Here is a 23,805-nt window from a genome sequence, read left to right on the forward strand (position 1 = left end):
CCCTAGCGGTGGACGTCGACCCGCGCGTCGTCGTCCGCGTCGACCCACAGCCGCGCGAGGAAGTCCTGCACGGCACCCGCCTCCTCCGCGCCCAGCTCGCGGAACCGCTCCAGGGCGCGCTCCGCGTCGCGACGAGCCCCCGGTGCGCCCGCCGGTCCGTCGCGGGCGGCCCGCACACGCGCGAGGCCGAACAGTGCCAACGCCTCGTGGTACCGGTCCCCCATGCCCGCGCACAGCTCCAGGACCCGCGCGAAACGCCGCTGGGCGGTGTCGTGGTCGCCCAGCCCGTCGGCCGCCAGACCCAGGTTGACCAGCAGGTTCGCCTCGAGCACGCGGTGCCTGTCGGCCCTCGCGAGCGCGAGCGCGGGCTCGCCGTGCCGGACGGCGGGCCCCCACTGCCCGAGCTCGGCGTACAGCTCGCACAGCACGTCGCCCGACGCGACCTGGTAGTAGCCGTCGCCCAGGTCGACGGCCGCGGCGTGCGCCTCGTGGGCGGCCGCGAGCGCGGCGTCGTACTCGCGGGCCTCCCGCAGCGTCGACGCGAGGTTGCTGACGACGCTGACGCGGTACCACCAGCGGTCACCGTCGAGCAGCCGCAGCGCCTCGCGCAGGCGCGCGACCGACGCGTCGTTGCGGCCGAGTCGCGAGCAGGCGACGCTCTCGTGGTTGAGCAGCACCGCCTGCGCGCGGGTGTCGCCCAACGCCCGGGCCGAGCGCGACCCGGTGCGCAGCACGTCGAGCCACTCGGTCGCCCCCGCGGCCGCGTAGTAGGTCTCGAACAGGAGCACGACCAGCTGCCACACGAGCCGGTGGTGGCCGTGCGCGTGGCCCTCCCGCAGCAGCGCCGTGATGTTCGCGAGCTCCGCGAGCGTCCAGCGCAGCAGCTCGGAGCCGTCGTCGACGAGCACGGGGACCTCGTGCCGGGTCGCCGGCGGGTCGAACTGCAGGAGCCGGTGGCGCATGTTGGCGACGAGCGTGCACACGTACCAGGTGAGCAGTCGGTCGCGCGCGGCCGCGCGCTCGTCGTCGGACAGCGCGTCCGCGAGCTCGGCGGCGTGCGCACGCGTCAGGTCGTGCATGACGTAGCGGCCGTCGCTGAGGTCCAGGAGGTGGTGCTCACGCAGCTCGCCCAGCAGCTGCGCGGCACGCGGCGGGTCGACGTCGACGAGTGCCGCGCTCGCGAGCACCGACGTGCTCTGGCAGGGCAGCGCCGCGAGGAGGCAGAGCATGCGCTGCTGCGCATCGTCGAGCGCCGCGGTCGACGTCGCCAGGACGCCACGCACGGACGCCGACGGCCCGTCGTCCAGGTCGAGCACGTCCAGGCGGTGCCGCGAGTCCTCGAGCCGCGCGACCATCGCCCCGATCGACGCGCCGGGACCGGTGTCGACCTGCTCGGCGGCGATGCGCAGCGCGAACGGCAGGGCGTCGCACAGCTCGACGAGGCGCCGCGTCGCGTCGGGCTCCCCCGCGACGACGTCGGCCCCGAGCGTGCCCTCCAGCAGCTCACGCGCCTCGGCCGGGTCGAAGCGCGTGAGCGGCAGGCACCGGGCGCCGTGCCGGACGGCCAGGCCACCGAGCCGGTCGCGGCTCGTCACCAGGACGAAGCACGAGGCGGACCCGGGCAGCAGGTCCTCGACCTGCTCGGTCGACGCCGCGTTGTCCAGGACGACGAGCAGACGACGGTCGGCGACCATGCTGCGCCACAGGGCGACGAGCTGCTCGTGCTGCTGGGGGGCGGACAGCACCCCGAGTGCCGCGAGCAGCTGGCGGAGCGCGGCCGACGGCGTGACGGGCGGGTGCCGGGGGTCGAACCCGCGCAGGTTCACGTAGAGCTGGCCGTCGGTGAAGCGGTCGCGCAGCATGTGCCCGGCCCGCACGGCGAGCGACGTCTTGCCGACACCGCCGACCCCGACGACCGTGACGACGCGCGCACCGTCGGGGGTCCCCGCCAGACGCAGCACCTCGAGCAGCTCGCGCGAGCGGCCGACGAACGTCGCCAGCGTGGACGGCAGCTGGGCGGGCGGCATGCCGGTGCCGGTCGACTGCGTACCCGCCACGGCGGCGGAGGCTGCCGGTGCGGCGCCCGGGGCGACCGCCACCGAGGTCGTCCCGGCGGCGCGGACAGGGGCCGCACGGGTGGGCATCCGCTGGTCCGCCAGCAGCCGCGCGTGCAGGTCCTGCGCCCCGGCGCCGGGGTCGATGCCCAGATCGGCGGCGAGCGTGCGACGCAGGTCCTCGTACTGCTCGAGCGCCGCTGCGGTGCGTCCGCTGCCGTGCAGCGCCGACATCAGCGCGCACCGCAGCCGCTCGTCGTACGGGTGGGCCGCGACCTCGGAGGCCAGCCGGTCGGCCGCGTCCGCGAGCGACGCGGCGTCCGTGCCCGTCGCGACCACCACCTCGGTGCGCTCCACCAGGAGCCGCACGCGCAGCTGGGCGAGGCGGGTGCGCTGCCGGGCCGCGAACGGGCCGGGCACGCCCGCGAGCGCGTCACCCTGGCGCCACAGGGCGAGCGCCGCGTCGAGCGCGGCCAGCGCCGCGGGCAGGTCCGGCGCGTCGCGGGCCTCGCGTGCGTGGCGCTCGGCCCGCAGGGCGTCGACCGCGTCGGGCGGCAGGTCCAGCACGTACCCGGTGGCCCGACGGCGCACCACGTCCGCACCGAGCGCCCGGCGCAGTCCCGAGACGTACGTGTGCACGCTCCCCCGCGCGCTCGCGGGTGCCCGCTCGCCCCACGTCGCGTCGATCAGGACGTCATGCCCGACGTGCTCGCCCGCGTGCAAGGCGAGCACCGCGAGCACCGCGCGCTGCTTGGGCGCCCCGAGGTCGACCTCCCGGCCGTCGACCGCGGCGTGGAGCGCACCGAGCACGCTGACGCGGGTGGACGCGGGCGGACCGGGCACGAGACTCCTCAGGGGCACCCCGGCGGCGGGTCCGCGGGGACGGCTGAGTTCTACTCGGGCCGCCGCCCGTGCGTCAACGTGGGGTCTGACTCATTTCACACCCGCGAGTGAAGGGCCTGTGACGGACGGTGCCCTGGGCCGTCAGTAGCGCCCCGAACCCCGCAGCCGCTCGTTCTCCTTCAGCACGGGCCACGTGCTGAACGCGAACACCAGGAACATCACGAGGTTGAGCACGGGCACGAGGCCCACCAGCACCCACCACCCGGAGTAGCCGGCCTTCTGGATGATGCGCACGTACGCGATGAGCATGATCACGTACGCGCCGATGAGGACGGCCAGCCCGATGCCCCCGGCCAGCCAGTCGGTCCACTGCGTGGCCGTCTCGGCGCCCTCGGAGGGGTCGACGAGCGCCGGAAGACGCATCAGCACGGTGTCCATGACTTCATGGTGCTCCCGGCCGTCCGTCCCGGCGAGGCGAACCGGGCAAGGGCGGACCGGACGTGCGGCCAGGTCAGCGCGGTGCGTTCGCCGCCGCGACCTCGAGGAAGATGTCCGTGGCCTCACGCTCGCCCACGCTGACCCGGACGCCGTCACCCGCGAACGGCCGCACGATCGCCCCGGCCTGACCGCAGCGCTCCGCGAAGGTCGCCGCCCGGTCCCCGAGCGGCAGCCACACGAAGTTCGCCTGGCTGTCCGGCACGTCCCAGCCCTGGGCACGCAGCCCGGCGAGCATGCGGGTGCGCTCCGTGACGATCGCGTCGACGCGCGCGAGCAGCTCGCCCTCCGCGCGCAGCGACGCGAGCGCGGCCAGCTGCGCGACGTGCGAGACGCCGAACGGTGTCGACGCCGTCCGGATGCCCGCCGCCAGCCGGGGCCGCGCGACCGCGTAGCCGACCCGCAGCCCCGCCAGCCCGTACGCCTTGGAGAAGGTGCGCAGGACCACGACGTTGGGGTGCGCCGCCAGCAGGGCGAGCGCATCCGGCGCGTCGGGGTCGCGGACGAACTCGACGTACGCCTCGTCGAGCACGACGAGCACGTCGCGTGGCACGGCCTCCAGGAACGCCCGCAGCTCGGCGTCGCGCACGGCCGGACCGGTCGGGTTGTTGGGCGTGCAGACGAGGACGACGCGGGTGCGCTCGGTGACCGCGGCGGCCATCGCCGGCAGGTCGAGACGCCCGTCCGGCCCGACGGGGACGCGGACCTGCTGGGCGTGCGCGAGGGTGACGGCGATCGGGTACGCCTCGAACGACCGCCACGGCAGCACGACCTCGTCGCCCGCCTCGCACACCGCGGTCAGCACGTGCCCGAGCACGGCGACCGACCCGGTGCCCGCGACCACGGACTCCGCGGCGACCCCCAGGCGCTGGGCGATCGCCTCGGTCAGCTCGGTGGCGTACATGTCCGGGTAGCGGTTGACGTCCACGGCCGCGTCGGCGATCGCCGCGACCACCGACGGCAGCGGCGGGTACGGGTTCTCGTTGGACGACAGCTTGTACGCGGCGGCCCCGACGGCGGCACGCGCACCCGGCACGTAGGCGGGCAGGTCGGCGAAGGCACGACGGAGAGGGACGCGGCTCACGGCGGTCAGCATGCCACCGCCCCACCCCCGACGCCCCCACCGTCCACCCCACCCCCCCACCCACCCCCCACCAGGCCGTGAGATGTCAATCCAGTTCCGCCGGCGGCGAGGACTGAGCGGGACCCCTCGGACGCGGCACCTTTCCCTCCGCGCGGGGGGCGTGAGCACCCTCTCGCCGGGGTGAAGATGACCCGCAGGACTCGCCCGGAACGTGCCGGACCTGCGCGATCGGTCCCCGACAGGGCAGGATCAGGTCATGGGATTCGTCGTGCGAGTTCTCGTCAGCGGGGTCGCCATCTGGCTGGCGTCGCTGATCCTGCCCGGTCTGGAGATCATCGGCGGGCAGACTACAGCAGGCAGGATCGGCGTGATCCTGCTCATCGCGCTGGTGTTCGGCATCGTCAACGCCATCGTCAAGCCGGTCGTCGCGCTCCTGTCGATCCCGCTGTACATCCTCACGCTCGGTCTGTTCACGCTGGTCGTCAACGCGCTGATGCTGATGCTGACGTCGTGGATCACGGAGCAGACCGACTGGGGCCTGCGGATCGACAACTTCGGTACAGCGGTGATCGGTGCGCTCATCGTGTCGATCGTCAGCTTCGTGCTGTCGTCGGCGATGTCGGACGACTGAGGCGACGGCTCATCGGGCCCACGGCACCCGGGGCTCCGGGGGCCACGGCGCTCGCGCCCCGAGTGGCAGGACGACCGGCGGCGGGACGACCGACGGCGCGACCTCGCGCGGGCGGACCACGACCGGCGCGCCCGGCTCCGGTGCGACCAGCGGGGCCGCCGTCACGGTGGTCTGCGTCGTCGTCGCACCCGCGGGCGTCCGGCCCAGCACGTCGGTGAGCGCGCGACGCACCGGGTCGTCCGCGGGCAGGTCGCCGAGCGCGTCGTCGACCATCGCGCCGGTCCGCACGTAACCGGCCACGGCGTGCGCCTCGCTGAACGACGGGCGCGCGGGGCCACCCGTCGCCGCGAGGTCGCGGACCACCGACAGCGCGCCCTGCCCTCCGCGCTCACCGACCTTGCCGTCCAGGAGCGTGACCGCGTCCTCACGGTGGCGCAGCGTGACGGTCGCGACGCCGGGCGGTGGTGCCGCCGGGACGTCGGGAGACCCCACGGTCACGACCAGCCGCACCGCGTACGTCCCGACCGCGGCAGCGGCGACGTTGGCCGCGACCATGCCGCCCTGGCTGTGCCCCACGAGCGCGACGGGCTCGTCGGCCCCGATCCCCGCCTCTGCCATCGCGGCGAGCACCGCGCGTGACATGACGTCGGGCACGCCGCCCTCGAGCGCGAGGTTGGTGCCGTTGTCCGTCGGCACGTCGCCCGTGAGCCCGGCGGCCCGGGTGCCGGGCACGGCGACCACCCACGAGCGCGTGCCGTCGGCGTGGTCGAGGCGCTGCACGGTGACCGTCGCCAGCGGCGTGCCGGGCTCCCCGGTGGCCGTGTCCTCGTCGTAGGTGCGGGCGACGAGGTCCACGAGGCCCTCGACACCGCGCGGCGCGGGCAGGTCCGGCGGGTCGGCGCGCGGAACGAGCCGCACCTCACGCGCCGGGAGCAGGCCCGCGACGTGCGCCGAGAACCGACGCACCGGGTCCAGCTCCGGTGCGAACGCCCCGGTCATGGACCCGAGCGCGGCGGCGAGCAGCTGCAGCACCAGGGCACCGCGCCCGTCGGCGACCACGCGCTGCGGCACGGCGGCGAGCCGCTCCAGGTCCTCCGGCAGCCCCGCCGGTGACATCGCACCCCACGGGTCGACGGCGAGCTGCCGCGCCTCGTCGAGCAGCAGGTCCCCCACCGCGACCCCGAACGCCGCGCTGCTGAGCACCGCGGCCCCGACCGGCCCGGCCCCGAGCACGAGCCCCAGCCCGCCGACCACGCGCGTCCACCGCGCCTGCGCGTCGGTCTCCGCGAGGTCGTAGGCACCGGCCGCGTCACGTGTCCGCGTGGCGAGGTCGGCCACGTCCCGCGCCAGGCGCGCCGGCCCCCACGCGGCGCGCCGCAGCGCGTCGAGCGCGTCGGCCAGGGGCCGCACCTGCGGCACGTCGGTCGCGAGCGTCGCCGCGTGCCACGCCGCAGCGCGCAGCCGCGCGTCCGCCACGTCGAGGCCGTCACCCGCCCCGCGCAGGCGCTGCGCCGCGACGCCCAGCTCGGCCGCGTCGATGAGCACGCGGCCACCGCTCCCCAGGGTGAGGGACCGACCCTCCCTCACGCCCACGCCGCCACCCCCGCGTGTACCAGCGGCCGGGGCGGGAGGCACTGCTGCTCGGCCCGACGCGCGACCTCCGCGAGCCGGTCCGCCGCGTCCAGCGCGTCGAGGCAGCGCCGCAGGTCGGTCAGGACCTCCTGCCGGTGGACCGCTGCGGCGTCGGCGGCACCCCCGGTCCACGTGGCCGCGCCCGCCCGCACGACGGCGACCTGCGCGGCCCACACCTGGGCGCGCACGTCCGCGAGCGCTGCTGTGATGACGGTCGACATGCCGGCGACGCTAGGTCCCGCACACCGACCACGGCCGGGGCGGTGGCGGATCTGGGGACGGGCCTGCCGACCGCAAGGGCTGGGGTCGGCTCAGGTCACGGGCCGGGCCGGGCGCGCCACCACGGCCGCGCGGGCCGCGTGAGCGCCAGCACCGACAGGCCCAGCACGGCGACCAGCCCGGCCACCCGCCACACGTCGTCGTCGGCCGCTGCCGCCCCACCGGCCACCAGCGCGAGCACCTGCGCACCGCCCTGGGCGGCGAGCGCCGCGCGCCAGTCGTCGGTCAGCACGGCGAGCTCGACGCGCGTGCGCCACGTCGTGCGCGCCGCCACGGCCGCCAGCCGCAGCACCGCGTGCAGCAGCAGCACCAGCGCTGCCAGGACCAGCGGCGACGCCGGGTCCGCGACCAGCACCCGCGCGCCCACGACCAGCAGGAGCACGGCCGTCACGGGCCACCGCGGCACCACCGCGGGCAGCAGGGCAACGCCCACCATGAGCGCCAGCACCTCCACCGGCGCGACGCGCCCGGGCATCGTGGCGGCGACGAGCACGGCCGCGACCCCCGCCAGGGCGAGCGCGAGCCGCAGGGTCACCGCCGACACGGTCGGGCCGGTGCGCACGTCGACCTCGGTGGGCTCGCCGCGGCGCCGCGGCGTACGCGCGCCCGGGACGCGGTCCAGGACCCACGCCCCGAATCCCTCGGAACCGAACCTCAGGCTCATCGCGGCACCCCCGCCCCGGCGTGCCGCTGGGCGCGCCGCGCGAGCACGCGCAGCGTGACCGCGGGCTCGTCGCGCCACGTCACGAGCTCGACGTCCTGGTCGGCGAGCTCGGCCATGCGGTCCTCCCGTGTCAGCGTCATCATCCGCAGTGCGAGCCGCTCCCGGTCGTACAGGCCCGAGACGCGCAGCCGCGGCAGCACGTCGACGGCCACGACGCGGTGCCCGGCGTTGCGCCAGCGTGCGGCGACGGCCGCCGACTCGTCGTCGAGGAACGTCGAGAACACGACCACCAGCGCGCCCGACGGCAGCCGCGGGGGCCGCAGCCGCGCGGCGGGCTGACCCTCCGGTGCCGTGAGCGCGAGCGTGTGCCGGATGCGGTCGAGCTGCCGGCGCCCCCCGCCGGGCGGCACCGGGCGGCGCCGCACGCCCAGGTCGTCCAGGCCGACGCGGTCCCCGCCCTCGAGGTACGCGCGGGCCAGCGACGCGGCGGCCTGCCGGGCGCGGTCCAGCGACGTGGCGTCCTGCGGGCGCGGCGCGACGGACCCGCGCCACGTGCGCGGGTCGGGACCGACGTCGTCGCGGGAGTCCACGACGAGCACGACGACCGCCTCGGCCTGCGCGTGCTCGCGGCGCACGTACAGCTCGGACAGGTCCGGGGAGCGGCGGGCGGTGACGCGCCAGTCGATGCGCCGCAGCCGGTCCCCGGGGACCCAGGGGTGCACGTCGCGCAGCCCGCCGCCCTCACCGGGACGGCGCGACTCGTGCGGCCCGGTCAGGCCGCGCAGCCGTCGGGGCAACGGCAGGTCGAGCAGCGGGGTCGTGGCGGGCAGCACGACGGTCGAGCGGGTCACGGCCGGGGTCGGCTCGGCGACGGACACACCGTCCGGCCCGACGCCCTGCACGTCGGCCGTCGCGACCTCCTGCGGCCCGGTGCGCACGGTGCGCGCGACGACGGGGAGCCGACGCGGCCCGACGGCGTGCACGAGCACGTCGGCGCCCGGTCGGCCCTGGCGGGTGGTCGTGACCGCCGCCCACCGCCCGGGCCCGTCGACGACGAGCGTCGCCTGGAGACGTCCGGCGCGACCCCGCACGTCCAGGTCGTCCTCGTCGTCGCCCGCCTCGAACCTCACGTCCACCGCACCTGTGGGACGCGCGCGCAGCGCCCGCACCGCGAGCACCAGCGGCGCGGCGCCCAGGACCGCGACGTCCGGCCGCGCCGCCAGCACGCCGACCACCACGAGGACCAGGCACGCGGCCGACGCGCACGTCACGGACAGCGCGGGCGTCCACGGCCCGGCGGCCACGCCCGCCGCCACGTCGGGACGCCGGTCGGGCTCCCACGTGGGCGGGCGCGCCGGGGGCGGCTCGGGGACGCTCACGCGCGACGTGCCGTCGTCGGCCCGGCGACCTGCGCGAGCACCTCCCGCACGACCGCCTCGGGTGCCAGGCCCGCGGCCCACGCCTGCGGCGTCAGGGACAGCCGGTGCGCGAGCGCGGGCGCGGCGACGGCCTTGACGTCCTCCGGGGCCACGAAGTCGCGCCCGTCGAGCACCGCGAGCGCCCGGGCGACGAGGACGAGGGCCTGCGACCCGCGCGGCGACGCCCCGACCTCCACGGCGCGGTGCGCGCGCGTCGCCGCGGCGAGGTCCACGCAGTACGCGAGCACGTCACCGTCGACGGCGACGGCCTCGACGCCCGCCTGCATCGCCAGCAGCGTCTGCGCGTCCACGACCTGCCGCACGGACGCGCCCTCCTGCCGCCGCGCGAGACGCCGTGCCAGCACGTCGACCTCCGACGCGCGCTCGGGGTACCCCACGGCCAGGCGCACCATGAAGCGGTCGAGCTGCGCCTCGGGCAGCGGGTACGTGCCCTCGTACTCCACAGGGTTCGAGGTGGCGACGACGTGGAACGGCGCGGGCAGCAGGTGCGTGGTCCCGTCGACGCTGACCTGCCGCTCGGCCATGGCCTCGAGCAGCGCGGACTGCGTCTTGGGGGCGGTGCGGTTGATCTCGTCGGCGAGCAGCAGGCCCGTGAAGACGGGACCGGGTCGGAAGTCGAACGTGGAGGTCGTGGGGTCGAACACGCTGGAGCCCGTGACGTCCGACGGCAGCAGGTCCGGCGTGCACTGGATGCGCCGGAAGTCCAGGCCCAGCGCCGTGGCCAGGCTGCGCGCGGCGAGCGTCTTGCCCAGCCCGGGCACGTCCTCGAACAGCACGTGCCCGCCGGCCAGCAGCGCCGCGAGCGCGATCCGCAGGGGTTCCGCCATGCCGACGACCGCCGTGGCGACCTCGTCGAGCACGGCACGGCCGCTGCGCTGGACCTCGGCGACGGGCAGCGTCTCGGGGGTCGTCGTCATCGGGTGCTCCTCGGGTCGGGGTCGGGGTCGGGCGTCGCGGGGCGCGTGCGGGTCGCGCCCAGGCGTTCCAGGACGCCCAGGGTGTGCACGAGGTCGGCGACGCTCGGCAGCGGGTGGCTGCGTCGCGTGAGCGTCGCGTGGGCGCGCGCGCCCAGGAGGTCCCGCAGTGCGTCGGTGTGCTCGGGGTCCGTCAGGTCCAGGCCGTGCCGGGCGACGCGACGGGCGCCGGCCTCCCGCAGGCGGCGCAGCGCGCGCTCACCGGCTCGCCCGTCGCGGCCGACCATGGTCCACGCCAGCTCCATCACCTCGCCGCGGGCGCCGTCGCTGGTGTCGTGGTGGCGACGGACCGGGCGGGGCTCGGCGGTGGCGTCGACGCGCTGCAGGACGGCGACCAGGGTGGCGGCCGCGAGCGCGACGACGGCCGCCGACGACGGCTTCATCCCGAGCGCCCAGACCACGATGCCGACCGCCGCACCGCCCACGAGCGGACGCCACACGAGCGCCCACACGGCTCGCGCCACCGGTCGGACGCGGGTCACGACGCGCTCCCGTCGTCGGCGCCGGGCGTCCCGCCGTCCCGGTCGGCGTCGGCCGCAGGTGCGTCGGCCGCGCCCGCGTCGGTGCGTGGCACGAGCCCGTGTGCGACGACCGTCAGCAGGTCGCGCGCCAGCCGGACGTCGTCGGCGTCGACGCCGCGTGTACCGAACCGGGCCCCGAGGTACAGGGCCAGCAGCTCGCGGGTCGCCGACGGGTCGGCGCGCGTGGCGCCGAGCACCCGCACGGCGAGCTCGCTGGCCGTCTCCGCCGGGTCGCGGACGACGCCCGTGCGTGCCGCCGCGCGCTCCACCGCGACCCAGGCCGCGATCACGGCGTCCCCCGGGGGGACGTCGTCCTCCAGCGCGCGCGTCGCGGCGCGGACGCCCTCGCGCAGGACGGCGACCGCCGTGTCGCTCAGCTCGTCGCCCGTCTCGTCACCGGGCGGCACGTCGTCCTCGCGGTCGTCGCGGCGGTCGCCGCGCCAGCCGCGGGCCGCGTGGCGCAGCAGCAGCGCGAGCGCCGTCAGGACGGCGAGCACGACGAGCACCTGCACCACCCGCACGAGCCAGACGGCCCAGGGCGGGATCGGCGGCAGCTCCCCCGGCTCCCCCTCGGACGGGGGGACGGTCTGGGACGTGGTGATGGTCGGCGCGGGCGGTGCGGTCCACGTCGGCAGGTCGTCCGGTCGCGCCTCGAGGGACACCGGCCCGCTCAGCGCCGCGGCGAGCACGCCCACCACCACCAGCAGGGCGGCCAGGACCGTGGCCACGCTGGTACGGCGTGCCGGCACAGGACTCCTCGGGGCGATCGGCGGCGATCGGACGGGTCGTCAGGCTACCGGGCGAGCGGTCGGCAGGCCTGTCCCGCCGCGCACCACTGGTGCGCGACGTCGATGACGACCCGCCCCTCCCCGGCGAGCACGAACGCGCAGAACGGCAGACGTGCTCGCACCGAGCCCGACGGTGCTGACGACCTTGCCCGTTGGGGCAACCTCGCGCCGGTGGGCGTGATGCCCAGGACGGTCAGATCCCACACTGTGCGCCATGGGACGACGCAGAGGGACGACAGTGACGCTGGTGGGGCTCGCGCTCGCCGTGACGACCGTGTGCGCGGGCGGGGGCGCTGCCGCTGCGCCCGCGACGGGAGCGACGTCGGCCCTCGCGGCCGCAGCGGCCGTGCCGGACGGGCACGCCCACCCGCGCCCGCCGCGTCCCCGTCCTCACCCGCCCAAGCCCCCCAAGCCGCCGAAGCCGCCCGCGTACCGGGCGACCGTCTCCCCCATCACGCCACGCCTCGCCGAGCGCATGGCGGCGTCGTGGCGCCCGGGCTGCCCGGTGCCGCTGGAGGACCTGCGCTACGTGCGCGTCAGCCACCACGACATGCGCGGCAAGGTCGTGCAGGGCGAGCTCGTCGTGCACGCGGACGTCGCCGACGGCATCGTCGAGGTCTTCCGCGACCTGTTCGACGCGCGGTTCCCGATCGCCTCGATGCGACTCGTCGACGACTTCGGCGCCGACGACGACGCGTCGATGGCCGCGGACAACACCTCGGCCTTCAACTGCCGCGCGGTCACGGGCGGCACGGGCTGGTCCGAGCACTCCTACGGGCGCGCGATCGACGTCAACCCGATCGAGAACCCGTACGTCCGGGACAGCCTGGTGCTGCCGCCCGCGGGGGTCGCGTTCGTCGACCGCCCCGACGCCCCGGGCGTCATCCACGACGGGGACGTCGTCGTCACCGCCTTCGCGGAGCAGGGCTGGTACTGGGGCGGCTACTGGACCCGCCCGATCGACTACCAGCACTTCTCGACGACGAACCGCTGAGGTCCGTCCGCCTCACCAGCGGTTGTGCACGTCCTCCGCCCACCCGACGACGTCCCGCACCGGCACCCACGTGCCGGTCGAGTCCCGCACGCGGCCCTCCCAGTGCCCGAAGCACTGCGACGTGCGCGCCGCGAAGACCGTGAGGTCGGTGACCGACTGCTTGAGGTGGAACGGCGTGAGCGTGAGCTCGACGTCGGTGCCGGTCACGTGCCACGGCGCGAGCCAGTCGTCGCGGTCGTACTCCCAGACCAGCTCCTCGCTGATCTTCGTCAGGCGCCCGTCGACCACGAGGGAGTTCTCGACCGACCCCGTGCCGTCCGTCCACTGCCCGCCGACCTGCAGGCCGATGACGCGTCCGTCGGTGCGTCCCGACCCGGCGCCCCAGTTCCAGCGCACGTCGTAGGGCCAGCGGCCGCGGCCGTGGTCGAGCGTCGCCCACGACTCGCCCGCGGGCACGTCGGACGCGACGCCGTCGACCCACACCGTGCCGGTCGCAGGGCGGGCCACGTCCTTCACCGTGTACTGGAACAGCGTGTCGGTCCACGGCACGACGACCCCGAGGGACTCGTGCCCGTCGGGCCGGTGCGCGACGACGTCGACCCGCACGCGCTCGCCGCGGGCCCGCAGCCGCGTGCCGCCGGGCACCTCGTCGATCGCGATCTTCACGGCGCGCGTGCTCGCGCGGACCTTGCCGCCCCCAAGGGTGCCGGGCAGCGTCGCGGATCCGGTGAGCACGCCGATCGCGTCGTGCGCGACCGCCTGCCTGGTCGTGCGGTCGAGCACCCAGATGCCGTGCACGGCCGCGTAGTCGATCGCGGAGACGACGAGGGCGACGACGTGCGTCGGCGTGGTGACCGCCCAGTACTCCCACCGCTTGTTGCGTCCGAGCCCGCGGGCGCCGCGGCCGATGCCGTCGGTGGTGACCAGCGGGGTGCGGGTCCAGCCGACCGCGTCGGGGTTGAGGCGGCCGTCGGGCAGCGTGAGGCTCACCGGTGCGGTGATCTCGCGCTCGGTCACGGCCAGCGGCGCCGCGGCACGGACGCCGGCGGCCGCGTCGTGCCGGGCGCGCAGCCGCCGGTTCGAGGTGCGGACGGCGTCGGCGTCGAGCTTCACGATCCGCCGGTCGTACGTCTGCAGGCCGTTGGTCTCCTCCTCGACGTCCGCGAGCTGGGTGTACACGAACGCCGCGAGCCCGTCGTCGACGGCCGGGCCGACCTGCGCGTGCTGCAGCCGCAGGAACGCGCGCTCGAAGGCCCCGCGGTCGCGGTAGCGCCGGTACCCGAACTCCTGCTCGGACCACGTGTGCCCGGCCACGCGGTGCGAGTAGCCGCCGTACTCCGACAGGACGGCGGCGCGCGCGTCGGCGGCGTCGGTGCGTGACAGCCGGTAGGGCCGGAAGTAGACGTGCCGGCTGACGAGGTCGCCCGCGCCCTGGTCGTGCCAGCCGGACGCGTGGTCGACGGGCCGCGTCGGGTCGAGCGCGGTGACGCGGGCCGCGACGGCGGCGGCGTCGAACTGCCCCCAGCCCTCGTTGAACGGCACCCACACCGCGACGGACGGCACGCTGCGCAGCAGCTCGACGGTCGCGTCGGCCTCCGCGAGGAACTCCTCGCGACCCTCGACGTCCTGCCGGGCGAACACGCGGTACCGGGAGTCGTCGAGGCGCAGCGGTGTGACGACGGGCGCGGTGACGACGGCCGGGTGGTAGGTCCGGCCGCCGTTGACCATGTCCTGCCACACCAGCATGCCGAGGCGGTCGCAGTGGTGGTACCAGCGCAGCGGCTCGATCTTGATGTGCTTGCGCAGCATCGTGAAGCCGAGGTCCTTGGCGGTCCGGATGTCGTGGACCATCGCCTCGTCGGACGGCGGGGTGTACAGGCCGTCGGGCCAGTACCCCTGGTCGAGCAGCCCGGCGTGCAGGTACGGCTCGCCGTTGAGCAGCAGGCGCGTGCGGCCGTGCGCGTCGGGGCCGACGCCGAACGAGCGCATCCCGACGTAGCTGATCACGCGGTCGTCGCCGAGGCGCACCTCGACGTCGTACAGGTAGGGGTCGTCGGGGCTCCACGGGCGGACGTCGCCCATCGGCAGCCGCGTCGGCACGTCCGTCGGGACCGTGCGGCGCACGACCTCGCGCCCGTCGGCGGACACGACGACCTCCGCCTCCCCCGCGCCGCCGCCCGCGACGACCGTCACCTCGACCTCGCGCTCCGCGAGGTGCGGCGTCAGGACGAGCCTGTCGACCCACAGCGCCGGCACCGACTCCAACCACACCGTCTGCCAGATGCCCGACTGCGCGGTGTACCAGATGCCGCCGGGCGCGAGCTTCTGCTTGCCGCGGCTGCGGTACGAGGTGTCCGTGACGTCGCGGACGCGCACCACGACCTCGTGCTCGTCGCCGACCAGGGCGTCCGTCACGTCGAGCGTGAACGGCAGGTACCCGCCGCGGTGCCCGCCGACGTCGCTGCCGTCGACCGACACCTGCGCGTCCTGGTCGACCGCGCCGAGGTGGAGCAGGACGCGGTCGCGCACGAACCCCGCGGGGAGGGTGACGGTGCGCCGGTACCACAGCGCCTCGTCCGGCTGCAGCGTGCGGCCGACGCCCGACAGCGGCGCCTCGGGCGAGAACGGCACGACGATCGGGCCGCCCCAGCGGTCGGGGGCGGGCGCGTCGGCGGACGTGAACGCGTGGTCCCACCGGCCGTTGAGGGTGACGTACGAGTCGCGCACGAGCTGCGGGCGCGGGTGCTCCGGCAGCGGGGCGTCGACGTCCAGGGCGTCGCCCCAGGGGGTGATCACGGCACGACCTCCACGTCCTGCGTCCGGTCGGCGCGGGCGAGGCGCCGCGCCGGGATCACGACGAACGCCACGACGACGGCCGCCGCGAGGAACACCCACGGCGTCGGGACCTGCTTGACCACGCCCAGGTCGACGTACGTCTCGTCCGCGCCCGTGATGACGGCCGCACCCAGGAACGGGCCGACGACCATGGGGATCAGCACCGCCGCCACCATGCGCAGGCCCTGCACCTGGCCCGCGCGGTCCGGCGGCGTCAGGTTGCGCACGGTCGCGGAGATCGCGGCGACGCCCAGCATGAAGCCCGACATCATGACGATCCCCGCGCCGATGACGGCGAGCATGCCGCGCGCCGGGAACATCAGCAGCAGCCCCGCCGCGTACACCCCGACGACGGGCAGGATCGCGCGGTGCGGGCCGACGCGGTCGAGCACGCGGCCGCCGAGGACGCTGACGACCGCGGCACCCAGCAGCACCGACGCCAGCACCACCGCGTACCCGTCGATCTGGAGGTACCGCTGCACGTAGATGATGAGGAACGGCATGAACACCTGCGTGCTGGTCCCGAGCACCGCCCACGCCGCCAGCGCGACGTACAGCCGGGGGTGCGCGCGCACCGTGCCGGGCCGCAGCCCGTGCACGACCGACGCCAGGTACGTGCCCCCGGGGCGCGGCACCCGCGGCGCCCGCAGCCCGAACCACGCCACGACGCCGACCACCGCCGTCACGCCGCCGACCACCGCGAAGAACACGGACCAGCGACCGTCGCGCGTCAGCGGGTCGAGCGCCCCGAAGACCAGCAGCATCGCCAGCAGCGGCAGGGTGGCCAGCACGCCGTCGACGCGCCCCCGGTTGGTCTCGTCGGTCGAGTCGGTGACCCACGCGTTGAACGCCGCGTCGTTGGCCGTCGCGCCGAGCACGCTCATGACGCAGTCCAGCAGGACGATCGCGACGACCGCGACCACCACGGCGTCGAGCGCCGGCGCCAGGGAGGCGGCCGTGTCGACGCCCACGACCCCGAACGCCGCCGTGCACGCGCCCCACAGCACGTACCCGCCCGCGATGAGCTCGCGCCGCCGGCCCGTGCGGTCCGAGTACGCGCCCGCGAGCAGCGTCGCGAGCGTGGCCGCGACCGCGCTCGTCGCGACGATGACCGCCAGCACCGTCGCCGAGCCGGTGATCGTGTCGTGGACGAAGACGTTGAGGTACATGTTCTCGACCGTCCACGCCAGCTGTCCGGTCAGCCCCAGCAGGACCACCCAGACCCACAGGCGACGGTCCACGTGGCTCCGTTGCACGGCGCGACTGTAGCCACGCGCACGGCCGGGCGGGCGCTGCGGCGCGAGGGCGGGGCGATACGTCCGCATCGGGCGCCCGCGCGGGCGTCTCAGCGTTCGCGGCCCCGTTGCTAGCCTCGACCGGGTGACCCGATCCCGGTGCCTGCGATGAGCGACGTCCTCGACGACCTTCGTCGGTACCCCGACGTCGAGGCGCCGAACCTCTACGCCGTGGACGCGACGGACCGGCTGGTCCTCGACGAAGCAGCGGCGGCGCTCGCGGACGCCGCGGACGGGACCGTCGTCGTGATCGGCGACCGGTACGGCGCGCTGACCCTCGGCGCGGTCGCCCGCCACGGCGTCACGGGCGTCCGCGTGCACCAGGACCGGCTGACCGGCGAGCGGGCGCTGCACGCGAACGCCGAGCGGCTCGGGCTCGGTGGGTTCACGTCGCACGGGATGACCCCCGAGCTGGTCGCCGGTGCGCGCCTCGTGCTGCTGCAGCTGCCGCGCTCGCTCGACGCGCTCGACGAGGTCGCAGGGCTGGTCGCGGAGCACGCCGACCCGGCGGTCGTCGTCGTGGCGGGTGGGCGCGTCAAGCACATGACGACCGCGATGAACGACGTCCTCGGCCGGCACCTCGCGGTCGTCGAGGCGCGGCTCGCGCGGCAGAAGTCACGCGTGCTCGTCGCGTCGTCGCCGCGCCCGGCCTCCGAGCGGCCCGCGCGCCGCTGGCCCGAGTGCGCGACCCACGGCGACCTCGTGGTGTGCGCGCACGGCGGCGCGTTCGCCGGCACCGGCATCGACATCGGCACGCGCGAGCTGCTGGCCCACCTCGACGAGGTCCCGCAGACCACCGGCACGGCCGTGGACCTCGGGTGCGGCACGGGCGTGCTGGCCGTCGCGGTCGCCCGGCTGCGCCCCGGGATGGCCGTGGTCGCGACCGACGAGTCCGCCGTCGCCGTCGCGTCGGCGCGCGCGACCGTCGAGGCGAACGGCGTGGCCGACCGGGTGACCGTGACGCGCGCCGACGGTGCGGGCGACCTGCCCGACGCGAGCGTCGACCTCGTGCTGCTCAACCCCCCGTTCCACGTCGGGGCGGCGGTGGTCCCCGCGGCGGCGCGCGCGCTGTTCGCCGACGCCGCACGCGTCCTGCGGCCGGGCGGCGAGCTGTGGACGGTGTGGAACTCCCACCTGCACTACCGGCCGGCGCTCGAGCAGGTCGTCGGGCCGACGCGGCAGGTCGGGCGGGACCCGAAGTTCACGGTGACGGTGTCGACGCGGAGCTGAGCGGTCGTTGGTCGCGCACCCGAGTCGTAGAGTCATTACAGGGTTGACCTCCTCACGCCGGGGTCAGTACCGTACAAAGGCGTCGAATCCAGGCTGCAATTTCCGCACATCAAGCAGGGGGACAAAGCGAGGCTCTCACGACTCGTCAGATTCTCTGCCGCTTCGGTGGCAGGAATGTCCATGGTCGTCTGCATGGGCGCGACCGCCCAGGCCGCTCCACCGCTCATCTCCGAGCAGAAGATCGTCGCGCGCGTTGACCAGAGTGTTTTCGGTGCGCGGGGGCAGACCGAGCAGCTCCTGACCTTGTTCGCCTCCATCCCGGACTCGGTGCTCGGGGGAGCCGCGGCAGCACTCGGCGCGGCGATTCTCGGCATCACGGCCGTCAAGGAAGCCTGGACGTGAGGATGTGGTATTCACGATGAAGAAGTACGCACCGATCATTGCGATCATCGGCCTGGCAGCGCTGGCATGGGTCGCATATCTTGTGACCGACAACGTGCTGGTCGCAGCGTTCCTCGCCACTCTGGCCGTCGTCGTGTGGGGATTCTCTCCCTCGGGCCTGGGCCGCGCACCGGGACGCAAGCCCGAGGTCAGCCCTGCTGAACTCAAGCAGTACCGCCGGGACCACCCGGGCTCGACGATCGGTGACGCGATCGATCACGCCCGCCGGTGATCGAGGAGCCACGGCGGTGAGGATTCCTGGCCGGTCGCCCGGCGAGTGCGCGGATATCCGCGCATCCGGTCGATGGGCTGATATCCCCTCACTGGCGTGATGAGTCGATTTCAGCGCATCGAAAGGCCGGCCGTGAACGAGCAGAGCGAACCGGCATGGGCTGCGGTGAACAGCGCGCTCGCGGACGAGCTCGGCGTCGACCGCCGCTACGTCTACCAGATGGAGTCCGGAGTCCCCACGCTCTACACGCGCCGGCTGTTCGCCATGCTGCGACTGCTCGACGTGCGCATGGAGGTCCACGCGCGATGACCGTGCGCGCCCTGGACGCCTGGCTCTACGGAACCCTCGTCGCGCACGTCGAGCGGGACGGCGACGACCGCGTCCGGCTGCGGTTCACCGGCGACGCGGTCACCCGATGGGGCCACGGTTCCGCCGTGGTGTCCGCGCTGCTGCCCCTCTCCCACCGCACCCCCGCTCCCGCCGCGGCGGCAGCCACCTGGTTGCGCGGCCTCATGCCGAGGCGTACCCGGGGGTCGGCCAGACGGCGTGGGCGTGCGTGGAGCAGCGCGTCGAGAGCCTGGTGGTCGGGCTCACCGGCGGGACGTGAGGTGGAGGCACGTCACCGCACAGATCTCGGAGGATCCGGCGCCCTCCCACCCCGCGGAAACCCCGCGACGCGTGGCCCCTCGAGTCTCCCCACACCCCACCTCTCACGGGCGTGCGGCGGCACGGTGGTGGATCCGCAGCCTCTCCGCGGCGATGTTCCGGATCTTGCGCGTCCGTCCGTCGCGGGCCAGCTCCTCGAGGACGTCGGGAACGGTCGACTGCTCGGCCGACGCGCGCTGCAGCCAGTGCGTCCACGCAGTGACGTCCGGGACGTCGGTGAGCGAACCGTCGCGCACCCCTTCCAGGACGGCCAGGTCGTCGGCCCGACGCGCGACGAACGCCCGCCGGTCCGCCGGCAGCGCGTCGACCCACCAGGCCCGGTGCTCCCGCACGGGATCCCGGTCGAACGCCAGCAGCACCACGCTGGTCGCGACGCCCTCGTCGGGCTCCGACGCGAGCGCCTCCCGCAGCGACGGGCCCAGTGCGCACAGCGCGACCGCCGCCTGGTAGACGTGCCAGCGGTCGTGCTCGTCGGCCCAGCCCGGCACACGGGCGCACCCCGTGGCGTCGGCCATGTGGTCGAGCAGCTGCCGCAGGCGCGCGCTGGGCAGCCCGTCGGTCGCGCTCACGGACAGCCCGCCCCCTCGTCGCCCTCGCGTCGGACGTCGAACCACAGGGTCCGGGCGAACGACCACCCGTTCGCGCGCTCGGCCTCGTCTCGCCAGCAGCTGTACGACGCCTCGACCCGCAGGCCGTCGCCCAGGTCCCGGACGACGCGGTCGTAGCCCACGCGGTACTCCTCCCACCCTCCCGTCAGGTGCTCCAGGTTCCGGCGGACGACGTACAGGCCCGGCGGGTGGAAGGTGTCGTGCAGCGTCTCGACGTCGTCGAGCGCGGGTGCCCGCGCGTCGAGGGTCGGCGACTCCGCGAGCGGCACCGCCAGTCGCGGCGCGACGTCCGGCACGTCGGCGAGCGTCGCGTGCGCGGCCGCGAGGACCTCCAGACCGGTCGGGACGGCGGTCCGCACGTCGTAAGCGGTGCCGAGCAGGTCGTCCAGGTCGATCTGGTCGACGTACGACGTGCCCGCGCGGAGGGCGGCGACCGCGTCGGCGACCCACCGCCGCACCGGGTCCTCGACCGTCACGGCCGGTCCTCTCATGCCCCTACCCTGCCTGGCCGAGCCGCCACCTCGTCCGCGCGCCTCGTGTCCCCCTGCGCGACCTCCTCGCCCGGCGCGGTCGGCCCGCGTCGAGCTGCCGCACCATCATCTCACCGCCCCGTCACGCAGAGCGCCCGCCACCATCGGGGCGAGCGGCAGACGCGGGATCAGGGTGCACTGCAGCGCGTGTGGACGTCGGGCCTGCCGGGCCACACCGTGGCCGCCGGGCGGTTGGCCGTGTCGAGCTCGTGGTGCCAGGCCGACCGGCCCTCGCGGACACGACGGACGCACCCCCGCCACGCTCTGAAACACTGACCCCATGCCGCTCGACGACGCCTCCCCCGCCCGCGTCCCCCTCGCCGACGTCACCCCCGCCATCGCGCTCGGGCCGCTCGACGGGCGCTACCGCCCGACGGTCGCGCCGCTGGTGGACCACCTGTCGGAGGCGGCGCTCAACCGGGCGCGCATCGAGGTCGAGGTCGAGTGGGTCATCCACCTGACGTCGCACGCGGTGGTGCCGGGCGCCCCCGAGCTGGCCCCGGACGAGGAGCAGTACCTGCGGGACGTCGTCGCCACGTTCGGCGCCGACGAGATCGCCGAGCTCGCCGAGATCGAGCGCACGACGGTGCACGACGTGAAGGCCGTCGAGTACTTCATCAAGCGCCGCATCGCCGCCGCGCCCGACGCGCTGCGCGCCGACACCGTGCTCCCCCAGGTCAACGAGCTCGTGCACTTCGCGCTGACGAGCGAGGACGTCAACAACCTGTCGTACGCGCTCATGGTGCGCGGTGCCGTGCGCGAGGTCTGGTTCCCCGCCGCGGTCGCGCTGACGGACGAGGTCGCGGCGCTCGCCGCGCAGCACGCGTCCGTGCCGATGCTCGCCCTGACGCACGGCCAGCCGGCGACCCCGACGACGCTCGGCAAGGAGCTCGCGGTCCTCGCGCACCGCCTGCGCCGCCAGCTGCGCCGCATCGAGGGCGACGAGTACCTCGGCAAGCTCAACGGCGCGACGGGCACGTACGGCGCGCACCTCGCGGCCGTCCCCGACGCCGACTGGCAGATGGTGTCGCGCACGTTCGTCGAGCACCTGGGCCTGACGTGGAACCCCCTGACGACGCAGATCGAGTCGCACGACTGGCAGGCGGAGCTGTACGCGGACGTCGCGCGGTTCAACCGGGTGCTGCACAACCTGGCCACCGACGTGTGGACGTACATCAGCCGGGGCGTGTTCACGCAGATCCCCGTGGCGGGAGCGACGGGCTCGTCGACGATGCCGCACAAGGTCAACCCCATCCGCTTCGAGAACGCGGAGGCCAACCTCGAGATCTCGAGCGCGCTGCTCGACACGCTCGCCTCGACGCTCGTCACGAGCCGGCTGCAGCGCGACCTCACCGACTCCACGACGCAGCGCAACATCGGCCCCGCGTTCGGGCACTCGCTGCTCGCGATGGACAACGTGCGCCGCGGTCTGCGCGGGCTCGCGGTGGACGAGGCGATGCTCGCGCGCGAGCTCGACGGCAACTGGGAGGTGCTGGGCGAGGCCGTCCAGTCGGCCATGCGGGCGGCCGCCGTGGCAGGTGTGCCCGGTATGGAGAACCCCTACGAGCGGCTGAAGGAGCTGACCCGCGGGCACCGCCTGACGGCGCAGGACATGCGCGTCTTCGTCGACTCGCTCGGACTCCCGGCCGATGTCACGGAACGATTGCGAAACCTCTCGCCGGGCTCGTACACCGGTCTGGCGGCCTCGCTCGTCGCCCACCTGGAGTAACCTGCTGTCCGGTTCGTCCGTATCGGGGGCACAACGTCCCCCGTCTGCGTCACCCGTTCGGCCTAATTGCGCGCTCCGGAGTGGGAGCGGTCCCCGTCGATACGTTTCGACTCCTGGACATGCGCCCGGGATCAGGTGAGAATCGTCGGCGTCGTCGGAATCCTCCCCCTCCGTCCGATCCGGCAAGGAAGCCCAACGTGACACTGATGCAGAAGGCGATCACCCCGTCGCTGGCGCACGCTCACCTCACGCAGGGTCACGACCGCATCGCCGGTTACGTGGTCCGCGCAGAGGACGTCGCCTTCGCGACCACCCCCGCCCAGCTCTTCGAGGTGCACGGCCTGGGCTACCCCGGCTCGCCGTTCAGCCCGTACGACCGCTCCATCGACATCCTGCGGTTCGAGTCCTCGCCCCAGCTGCAGTACCGCGACGTCCCCGGCTACATCGTCCCGCTGTGGTGGCTGCGCCACTCGCGCATCCCCCCGGGCGCCGAGCTGATCCGCGTGCACGACGACGGCACGTCGACGCTCCTCGCCCGCTACGGCGACGTCGGCACCGGCTGGACGGTCACCCAGCTCGGCGCACCGCGACCGGCGCTCGCCTCGCTGTCGCGGTGCGTCGGACCCGTCGCCAAGTGGCACGGCGCCTACCTCGAGGCGGACGTGGTCGACGGTGGGCATACGGTCGTGCTCGCGCTGGCCAACCCGCCGCTCGCGGAGACCGGGTTCCACCAGTCGCCGTCGGGCCGCTGGTACCGGCGCGTGGCCCGCGAGGACGTCACCGAGCTGTTCGAGCTGGACCTGACGGCCCGCTGGAACGGGCTGTCGGTCCGCGTGGTCGACCAGTGGCAGGACGCGCAGCGGTACGTCGTGGCGCGCATCTCGCACCTGGGCGACGACATCGAGCGGGCCGAGCGGCTGCACCTCGACCGCGTCGAGGCCGGCGTCTACGAGGCGATCGTGTACGCCGCCGAGCTGACCGACATCGAGACCAACCAGGTCGTCCCGCACACATGGGCTCCCGGCCCGGCTGCACAAGAGCGACACTGGGCACATTCGTGACAATCTGACCGGTGAAACTTCACCCACAGGACGCCACCTTCGCGTAGCATCCCTAGACATACCGGCACGAAAGACATACCAGCACGAACCCGAGCGGCACTCCACGGAGAGCCCCGGTCACCCGGTCGGCCCCCACGGGGCGTCGGCCCACAGACCGCACCGGGCCTGGTCCTCCCCCCCGACCAGGCCCGGTGCGCTTTTTCCTGCACCCACCACGGCGGACGAACGCCGGCTACCGGGCCGGGCGCCCGGTCACGCCAGCGACAGGAAGAGCTTCTCGAGCTTCGCGACGTCGAGGGTCGGCGCCTCGTCCGACGACTCCGGCTGCGTGAGGCACTGCCGCATCCCCGACGCGATGATCGCGAACCCGGCCCTGTCGAGCGCGCGTGACACGGCGGACAGCTGCGTGACGACGTCCTCGCAGCTGCTGCCCTCGTCGAGCATGCGGATGACGGCCGTGAGCTGCCCCTGTGCCCGCTTGAGCCGGTTGCTCACCTTGGTCATCTCGCCGGGGTCAAGCTCCACGGTGTCCTCCTCGGGTCGTCGGCCCACCGTTGGCGAGCGCCGTGTCGTGGGTGGGGTGCGTCCACGTGTGTGGTGTCAGGGGCAGGTGCAATGCTGGTCCTTGGGCACGTCGGCCATCACGGCGTCGACGTGCATGCCGCAGCCGGTCCAGGTGACCTTGCCGCACCTGCTGCAACGGATGGGGCTGCACATGGTGGTGCTCCTCGGGGTTTCTCGTGTCGGGTGTGTCGGGTCGGTGCTGGGAGTCTGCGGGCG

General features: G+C 74.9%; 24 protein-coding genes. 8 read left to right on the forward strand and 16 right to left on the reverse strand.

The window, feature by feature from the left end:
* Positions 1–2: 2 nt before the first annotated feature.
* From NP048_RS17695 to hisC, 3 genes are all read right to left on the reverse strand, one after another.
* Positions 3–2,897, reverse strand: coding sequence for an AfsR/SARP family transcriptional regulator (locus NP048_RS17695; protein ID WP_227578809.1), 2,895 nt, complete (start codon positions 2,895–2,897; stop codon positions 3–5).
* 141 nt (positions 2,898–3,038) lie between these two features.
* The gene (locus NP048_RS17700) at positions 3,039–3,335 is read right to left on the reverse strand and encodes a DUF805 domain-containing protein (protein ID WP_227578808.1); all 297 of its coding nucleotides are present in this window, start codon (positions 3,333–3,335) and stop codon (positions 3,039–3,041) included.
* Positions 3,336–3,408: 73 nt separating this feature from the next.
* A complete protein-coding gene (gene hisC / locus NP048_RS17705; protein ID WP_227578807.1) occupies positions 3,409–4,488 on the reverse strand; it encodes a histidinol-phosphate transaminase in 1,080 nt (359 codons plus the stop codon).
* A gap of 244 nt (positions 4,489–4,732) precedes the next feature.
* On the opposite strand from hisC, the gene NP048_RS17710 reads away from it, so the two are divergent.
* Positions 4,733–5,107: a phage holin family protein gene (locus tag NP048_RS17710; RefSeq protein WP_227578806.1), complete on the forward strand. Its 375-nt coding sequence runs from the start codon at positions 4,733–4,735 to the stop codon at positions 5,105–5,107.
* A 9-nt stretch (positions 5,108–5,116) separates the two neighbouring features.
* On the opposite strand, the gene NP048_RS17715 is transcribed toward NP048_RS17710, so the two are convergent.
* The 7 genes from NP048_RS17715 to NP048_RS17745 form a co-directional block, all read right to left on the reverse strand.
* On the reverse strand, positions 5,117–6,652 hold the full coding sequence (locus NP048_RS17715; RefSeq protein WP_227578805.1) for a hypothetical protein: 1,536 nt from the start codon (positions 6,650–6,652) through the stop codon (positions 5,117–5,119).
* Between the two features lie 38 nt (positions 6,653–6,690).
* Positions 6,691–6,960: a hypothetical protein gene (locus NP048_RS17720; RefSeq protein ID WP_227578804.1), complete on the reverse strand. Its 270-nt coding sequence runs from the start codon at positions 6,958–6,960 to the stop codon at positions 6,691–6,693.
* Between the two features lie 95 nt (positions 6,961–7,055).
* Positions 7,056–7,682 (reverse strand): hypothetical protein, encoded by a 627-nt coding sequence (locus tag NP048_RS17725; RefSeq protein ID WP_227578803.1) that lies wholly within the window; start codon positions 7,680–7,682, stop codon positions 7,056–7,058.
* Complete coding sequence (locus tag NP048_RS17730; RefSeq protein WP_227578802.1) at positions 7,679–9,061, reverse strand: DUF58 domain-containing protein; 1,383 nt, start codon at positions 9,059–9,061, stop codon at positions 7,679–7,681. The genes NP048_RS17725 and NP048_RS17730 overlap by 4 nt, the downstream gene beginning before the upstream one ends.
* Positions 9,058–10,038, reverse strand: coding sequence for an AAA family ATPase (locus tag NP048_RS17735; protein ID WP_227578801.1), 981 nt, complete (start codon positions 10,036–10,038; stop codon positions 9,058–9,060). Before NP048_RS17735 ends, NP048_RS17730 begins: the two co-directional genes overlap by 4 nt.
* Positions 10,035–10,577, reverse strand: coding sequence for a hypothetical protein (locus tag NP048_RS17740; RefSeq protein ID WP_227578800.1), 543 nt, complete (start codon positions 10,575–10,577; stop codon positions 10,035–10,037). The genes NP048_RS17735 and NP048_RS17740 overlap by 4 nt, the downstream gene beginning before the upstream one ends.
* Positions 10,574–11,365, reverse strand: coding sequence for a DUF4129 domain-containing protein (locus NP048_RS17745; protein ID WP_256769364.1), 792 nt, complete (start codon positions 11,363–11,365; stop codon positions 10,574–10,576). Before NP048_RS17745 ends, NP048_RS17740 begins: the two co-directional genes overlap by 4 nt.
* A gap of 253 nt (positions 11,366–11,618) precedes the next feature.
* Between NP048_RS17745 and NP048_RS17750 the strand changes: the two genes are divergently transcribed.
* Positions 11,619–12,398, forward strand: a complete 780-nt coding sequence (locus tag NP048_RS17750; RefSeq protein WP_227578798.1) for a M15 family metallopeptidase — start codon at positions 11,619–11,621, stop codon at positions 12,396–12,398.
* 12 nt (positions 12,399–12,410) lie between these two features.
* Here NP048_RS17750 and NP048_RS17755 read toward each other — a convergent pair whose 3' ends face one another.
* The gene (locus NP048_RS17755; RefSeq protein ID WP_227578797.1) at positions 12,411–15,194 is read right to left on the reverse strand and encodes a DUF2804 family protein; all 2,784 of its coding nucleotides are present in this window, start codon (positions 15,192–15,194) and stop codon (positions 12,411–12,413) included.
* Positions 15,191–16,489, reverse strand: coding sequence for an MFS transporter (locus tag NP048_RS17760; RefSeq protein WP_227578796.1), 1,299 nt, complete (start codon positions 16,487–16,489; stop codon positions 15,191–15,193). Before NP048_RS17760 ends, NP048_RS17755 begins: the two co-directional genes overlap by 4 nt.
* Positions 16,490–16,636: 147 nt before the next feature.
* Between NP048_RS17760 and NP048_RS17765 the strand changes: the two genes are divergently transcribed.
* The 4 genes from NP048_RS17765 to NP048_RS17780 all read left to right on the forward strand — a co-directional run bounded on the left by NP048_RS17765 (position 16,637) and on the right by NP048_RS17780 (position 18,740).
* A complete protein-coding gene (locus tag NP048_RS17765; protein WP_227578795.1) occupies positions 16,637–17,758 on the forward strand; it encodes a class I SAM-dependent methyltransferase in 1,122 nt (373 codons plus the stop codon).
* A gap of 192 nt (positions 17,759–17,950) precedes the next feature.
* Positions 17,951–18,160 carry a hypothetical protein gene (locus NP048_RS17770; RefSeq protein ID WP_227578794.1) on the forward strand — a complete coding sequence of 70 codons (210 nt, stop codon included), beginning with the start codon at positions 17,951–17,953 and terminating at the stop codon, positions 18,158–18,160.
* A 16-nt stretch (positions 18,161–18,176) separates the two neighbouring features.
* On the forward strand, positions 18,177–18,431 hold the full coding sequence (locus NP048_RS17775) for a hypothetical protein (protein WP_227578793.1): 255 nt from the start codon (positions 18,177–18,179) through the stop codon (positions 18,429–18,431).
* Positions 18,432–18,563: 132 nt separating this feature from the next.
* Positions 18,564–18,740, forward strand: a complete 177-nt coding sequence (locus tag NP048_RS17780) for a helix-turn-helix domain-containing protein (RefSeq protein ID WP_227578792.1) — start codon at positions 18,564–18,566, stop codon at positions 18,738–18,740.
* Positions 18,741–19,141: 401 nt separating this feature from the next.
* On the opposite strand, the gene NP048_RS17785 is transcribed toward NP048_RS17780, so the two are convergent.
* Together NP048_RS17785 and NP048_RS17790 are read right to left on the reverse strand one after the other, a co-directional pair.
* Positions 19,142–19,666, reverse strand: coding sequence for a hypothetical protein (locus NP048_RS17785; RefSeq protein WP_227578791.1), 525 nt, complete (start codon positions 19,664–19,666; stop codon positions 19,142–19,144).
* Positions 19,663–20,196 carry a hypothetical protein gene (locus NP048_RS17790; RefSeq protein WP_227578790.1) on the reverse strand — a complete coding sequence of 178 codons (534 nt, stop codon included), beginning with the start codon at positions 20,194–20,196 and terminating at the stop codon, positions 19,663–19,665. The genes NP048_RS17785 and NP048_RS17790 overlap by 4 nt, the downstream gene beginning before the upstream one ends.
* A gap of 319 nt (positions 20,197–20,515) precedes the next feature.
* On the opposite strand from NP048_RS17790, the gene purB reads away from it, so the two are divergent.
* Both purB and NP048_RS17800 read left to right on the forward strand, forming a co-directional pair.
* A complete protein-coding gene (gene purB, locus NP048_RS17795; RefSeq protein WP_227578789.1) occupies positions 20,516–21,964 on the forward strand; it encodes an adenylosuccinate lyase in 1,449 nt (482 codons plus the stop codon).
* A 206-nt stretch (positions 21,965–22,170) separates the two neighbouring features.
* The gene (locus tag NP048_RS17800; protein WP_227578871.1) at positions 22,171–23,025 is read left to right on the forward strand and encodes a hypothetical protein; all 855 of its coding nucleotides are present in this window, start codon (positions 22,171–22,173) and stop codon (positions 23,023–23,025) included.
* 252 nt (positions 23,026–23,277) lie between these two features.
* On the opposite strand, the gene NP048_RS17805 is transcribed toward NP048_RS17800, so the two are convergent.
* Together NP048_RS17805 and NP048_RS19445 are read right to left on the reverse strand one after the other, a co-directional pair.
* Positions 23,278–23,550 (reverse strand): metal-sensitive transcriptional regulator, encoded by a 273-nt coding sequence (locus tag NP048_RS17805; RefSeq protein ID WP_227578788.1) that lies wholly within the window; start codon positions 23,548–23,550, stop codon positions 23,278–23,280.
* Between the two features lie 75 nt (positions 23,551–23,625).
* Complete coding sequence (locus NP048_RS19445) at positions 23,626–23,742, reverse strand: hypothetical protein (RefSeq protein WP_489146101.1); 117 nt, start codon at positions 23,740–23,742, stop codon at positions 23,626–23,628.
* Positions 23,743–23,805: the final 63 nt, after the last annotated feature.

The organism is Cellulomonas xiejunii, from assembly GCF_024508315.1.
GTDB classification, from domain to species: domain Bacteria; phylum Actinomycetota; class Actinomycetes; order Actinomycetales; family Cellulomonadaceae; genus Cellulomonas; species Cellulomonas xiejunii.

What these genes read in the sequence shown, in the direction of transcription:
- NP048_RS17700 (WP_227578808.1), bottom strand. Translation starts at nt 3,335, where the DNA reads ATGGACACCGTGCTGATGCGTCTTCCGGCGCTCGTCGACCCCTCCGAG.
- hisC (WP_227578807.1), bottom strand. Translation starts at nt 4,488, where the DNA reads ATGCTGACCGCCGTGAGCCGCGTCCCTCTCCGTCGTGCCTTCGCCGAC.
- NP048_RS17710 (WP_227578806.1), top strand. Translation starts at nt 4,733, where the DNA reads ATGGGATTCGTCGTGCGAGTTCTCGTCAGCGGGGTCGCCATCTGGCTG.
- NP048_RS17720 (WP_227578804.1), bottom strand. Translation starts at nt 6,960, where the DNA reads ATGTCGACCGTCATCACAGCAGCGCTCGCGGACGTGCGCGCCCAGGTG.
- NP048_RS17725 (WP_227578803.1), bottom strand. Translation starts at nt 7,682, where the DNA reads ATGAGCCTGAGGTTCGGTTCCGAGGGATTCGGGGCGTGGGTCCTGGAC.
- NP048_RS17735 (WP_227578801.1), bottom strand. Translation starts at nt 10,038, where the DNA reads ATGACGACGACCCCCGAGACGCTGCCCGTCGCCGAGGTCCAGCGCAGC.
- NP048_RS17750 (WP_227578798.1), top strand. Translation starts at nt 11,619, where the DNA reads ATGGGACGACGCAGAGGGACGACAGTGACGCTGGTGGGGCTCGCGCTC.
- NP048_RS17765 (WP_227578795.1), top strand. Translation starts at nt 16,637, where the DNA reads ATGAGCGACGTCCTCGACGACCTTCGTCGGTACCCCGACGTCGAGGCG.
- NP048_RS17770 (WP_227578794.1), top strand. Translation starts at nt 17,951, where the DNA reads ATGGGCGCGACCGCCCAGGCCGCTCCACCGCTCATCTCCGAGCAGAAG.
- NP048_RS17775 (WP_227578793.1), top strand. Translation starts at nt 18,177, where the DNA reads ATGAAGAAGTACGCACCGATCATTGCGATCATCGGCCTGGCAGCGCTG.
- NP048_RS17790 (WP_227578790.1), bottom strand. Translation starts at nt 20,196, where the DNA reads ATGAGAGGACCGGCCGTGACGGTCGAGGACCCGGTGCGGCGGTGGGTC.
- purB (WP_227578789.1), top strand. Translation starts at nt 20,516, where the DNA reads ATGCCGCTCGACGACGCCTCCCCCGCCCGCGTCCCCCTCGCCGACGTC.
- NP048_RS17800 (WP_227578871.1), top strand. Translation starts at nt 22,171, where the DNA reads ATGCAGAAGGCGATCACCCCGTCGCTGGCGCACGCTCACCTCACGCAG.
- NP048_RS19445 (WP_489146101.1), bottom strand. Translation starts at nt 23,742, where the DNA reads ATGTGCAGCCCCATCCGTTGCAGCAGGTGCGGCAAGGTCACCTGGACC.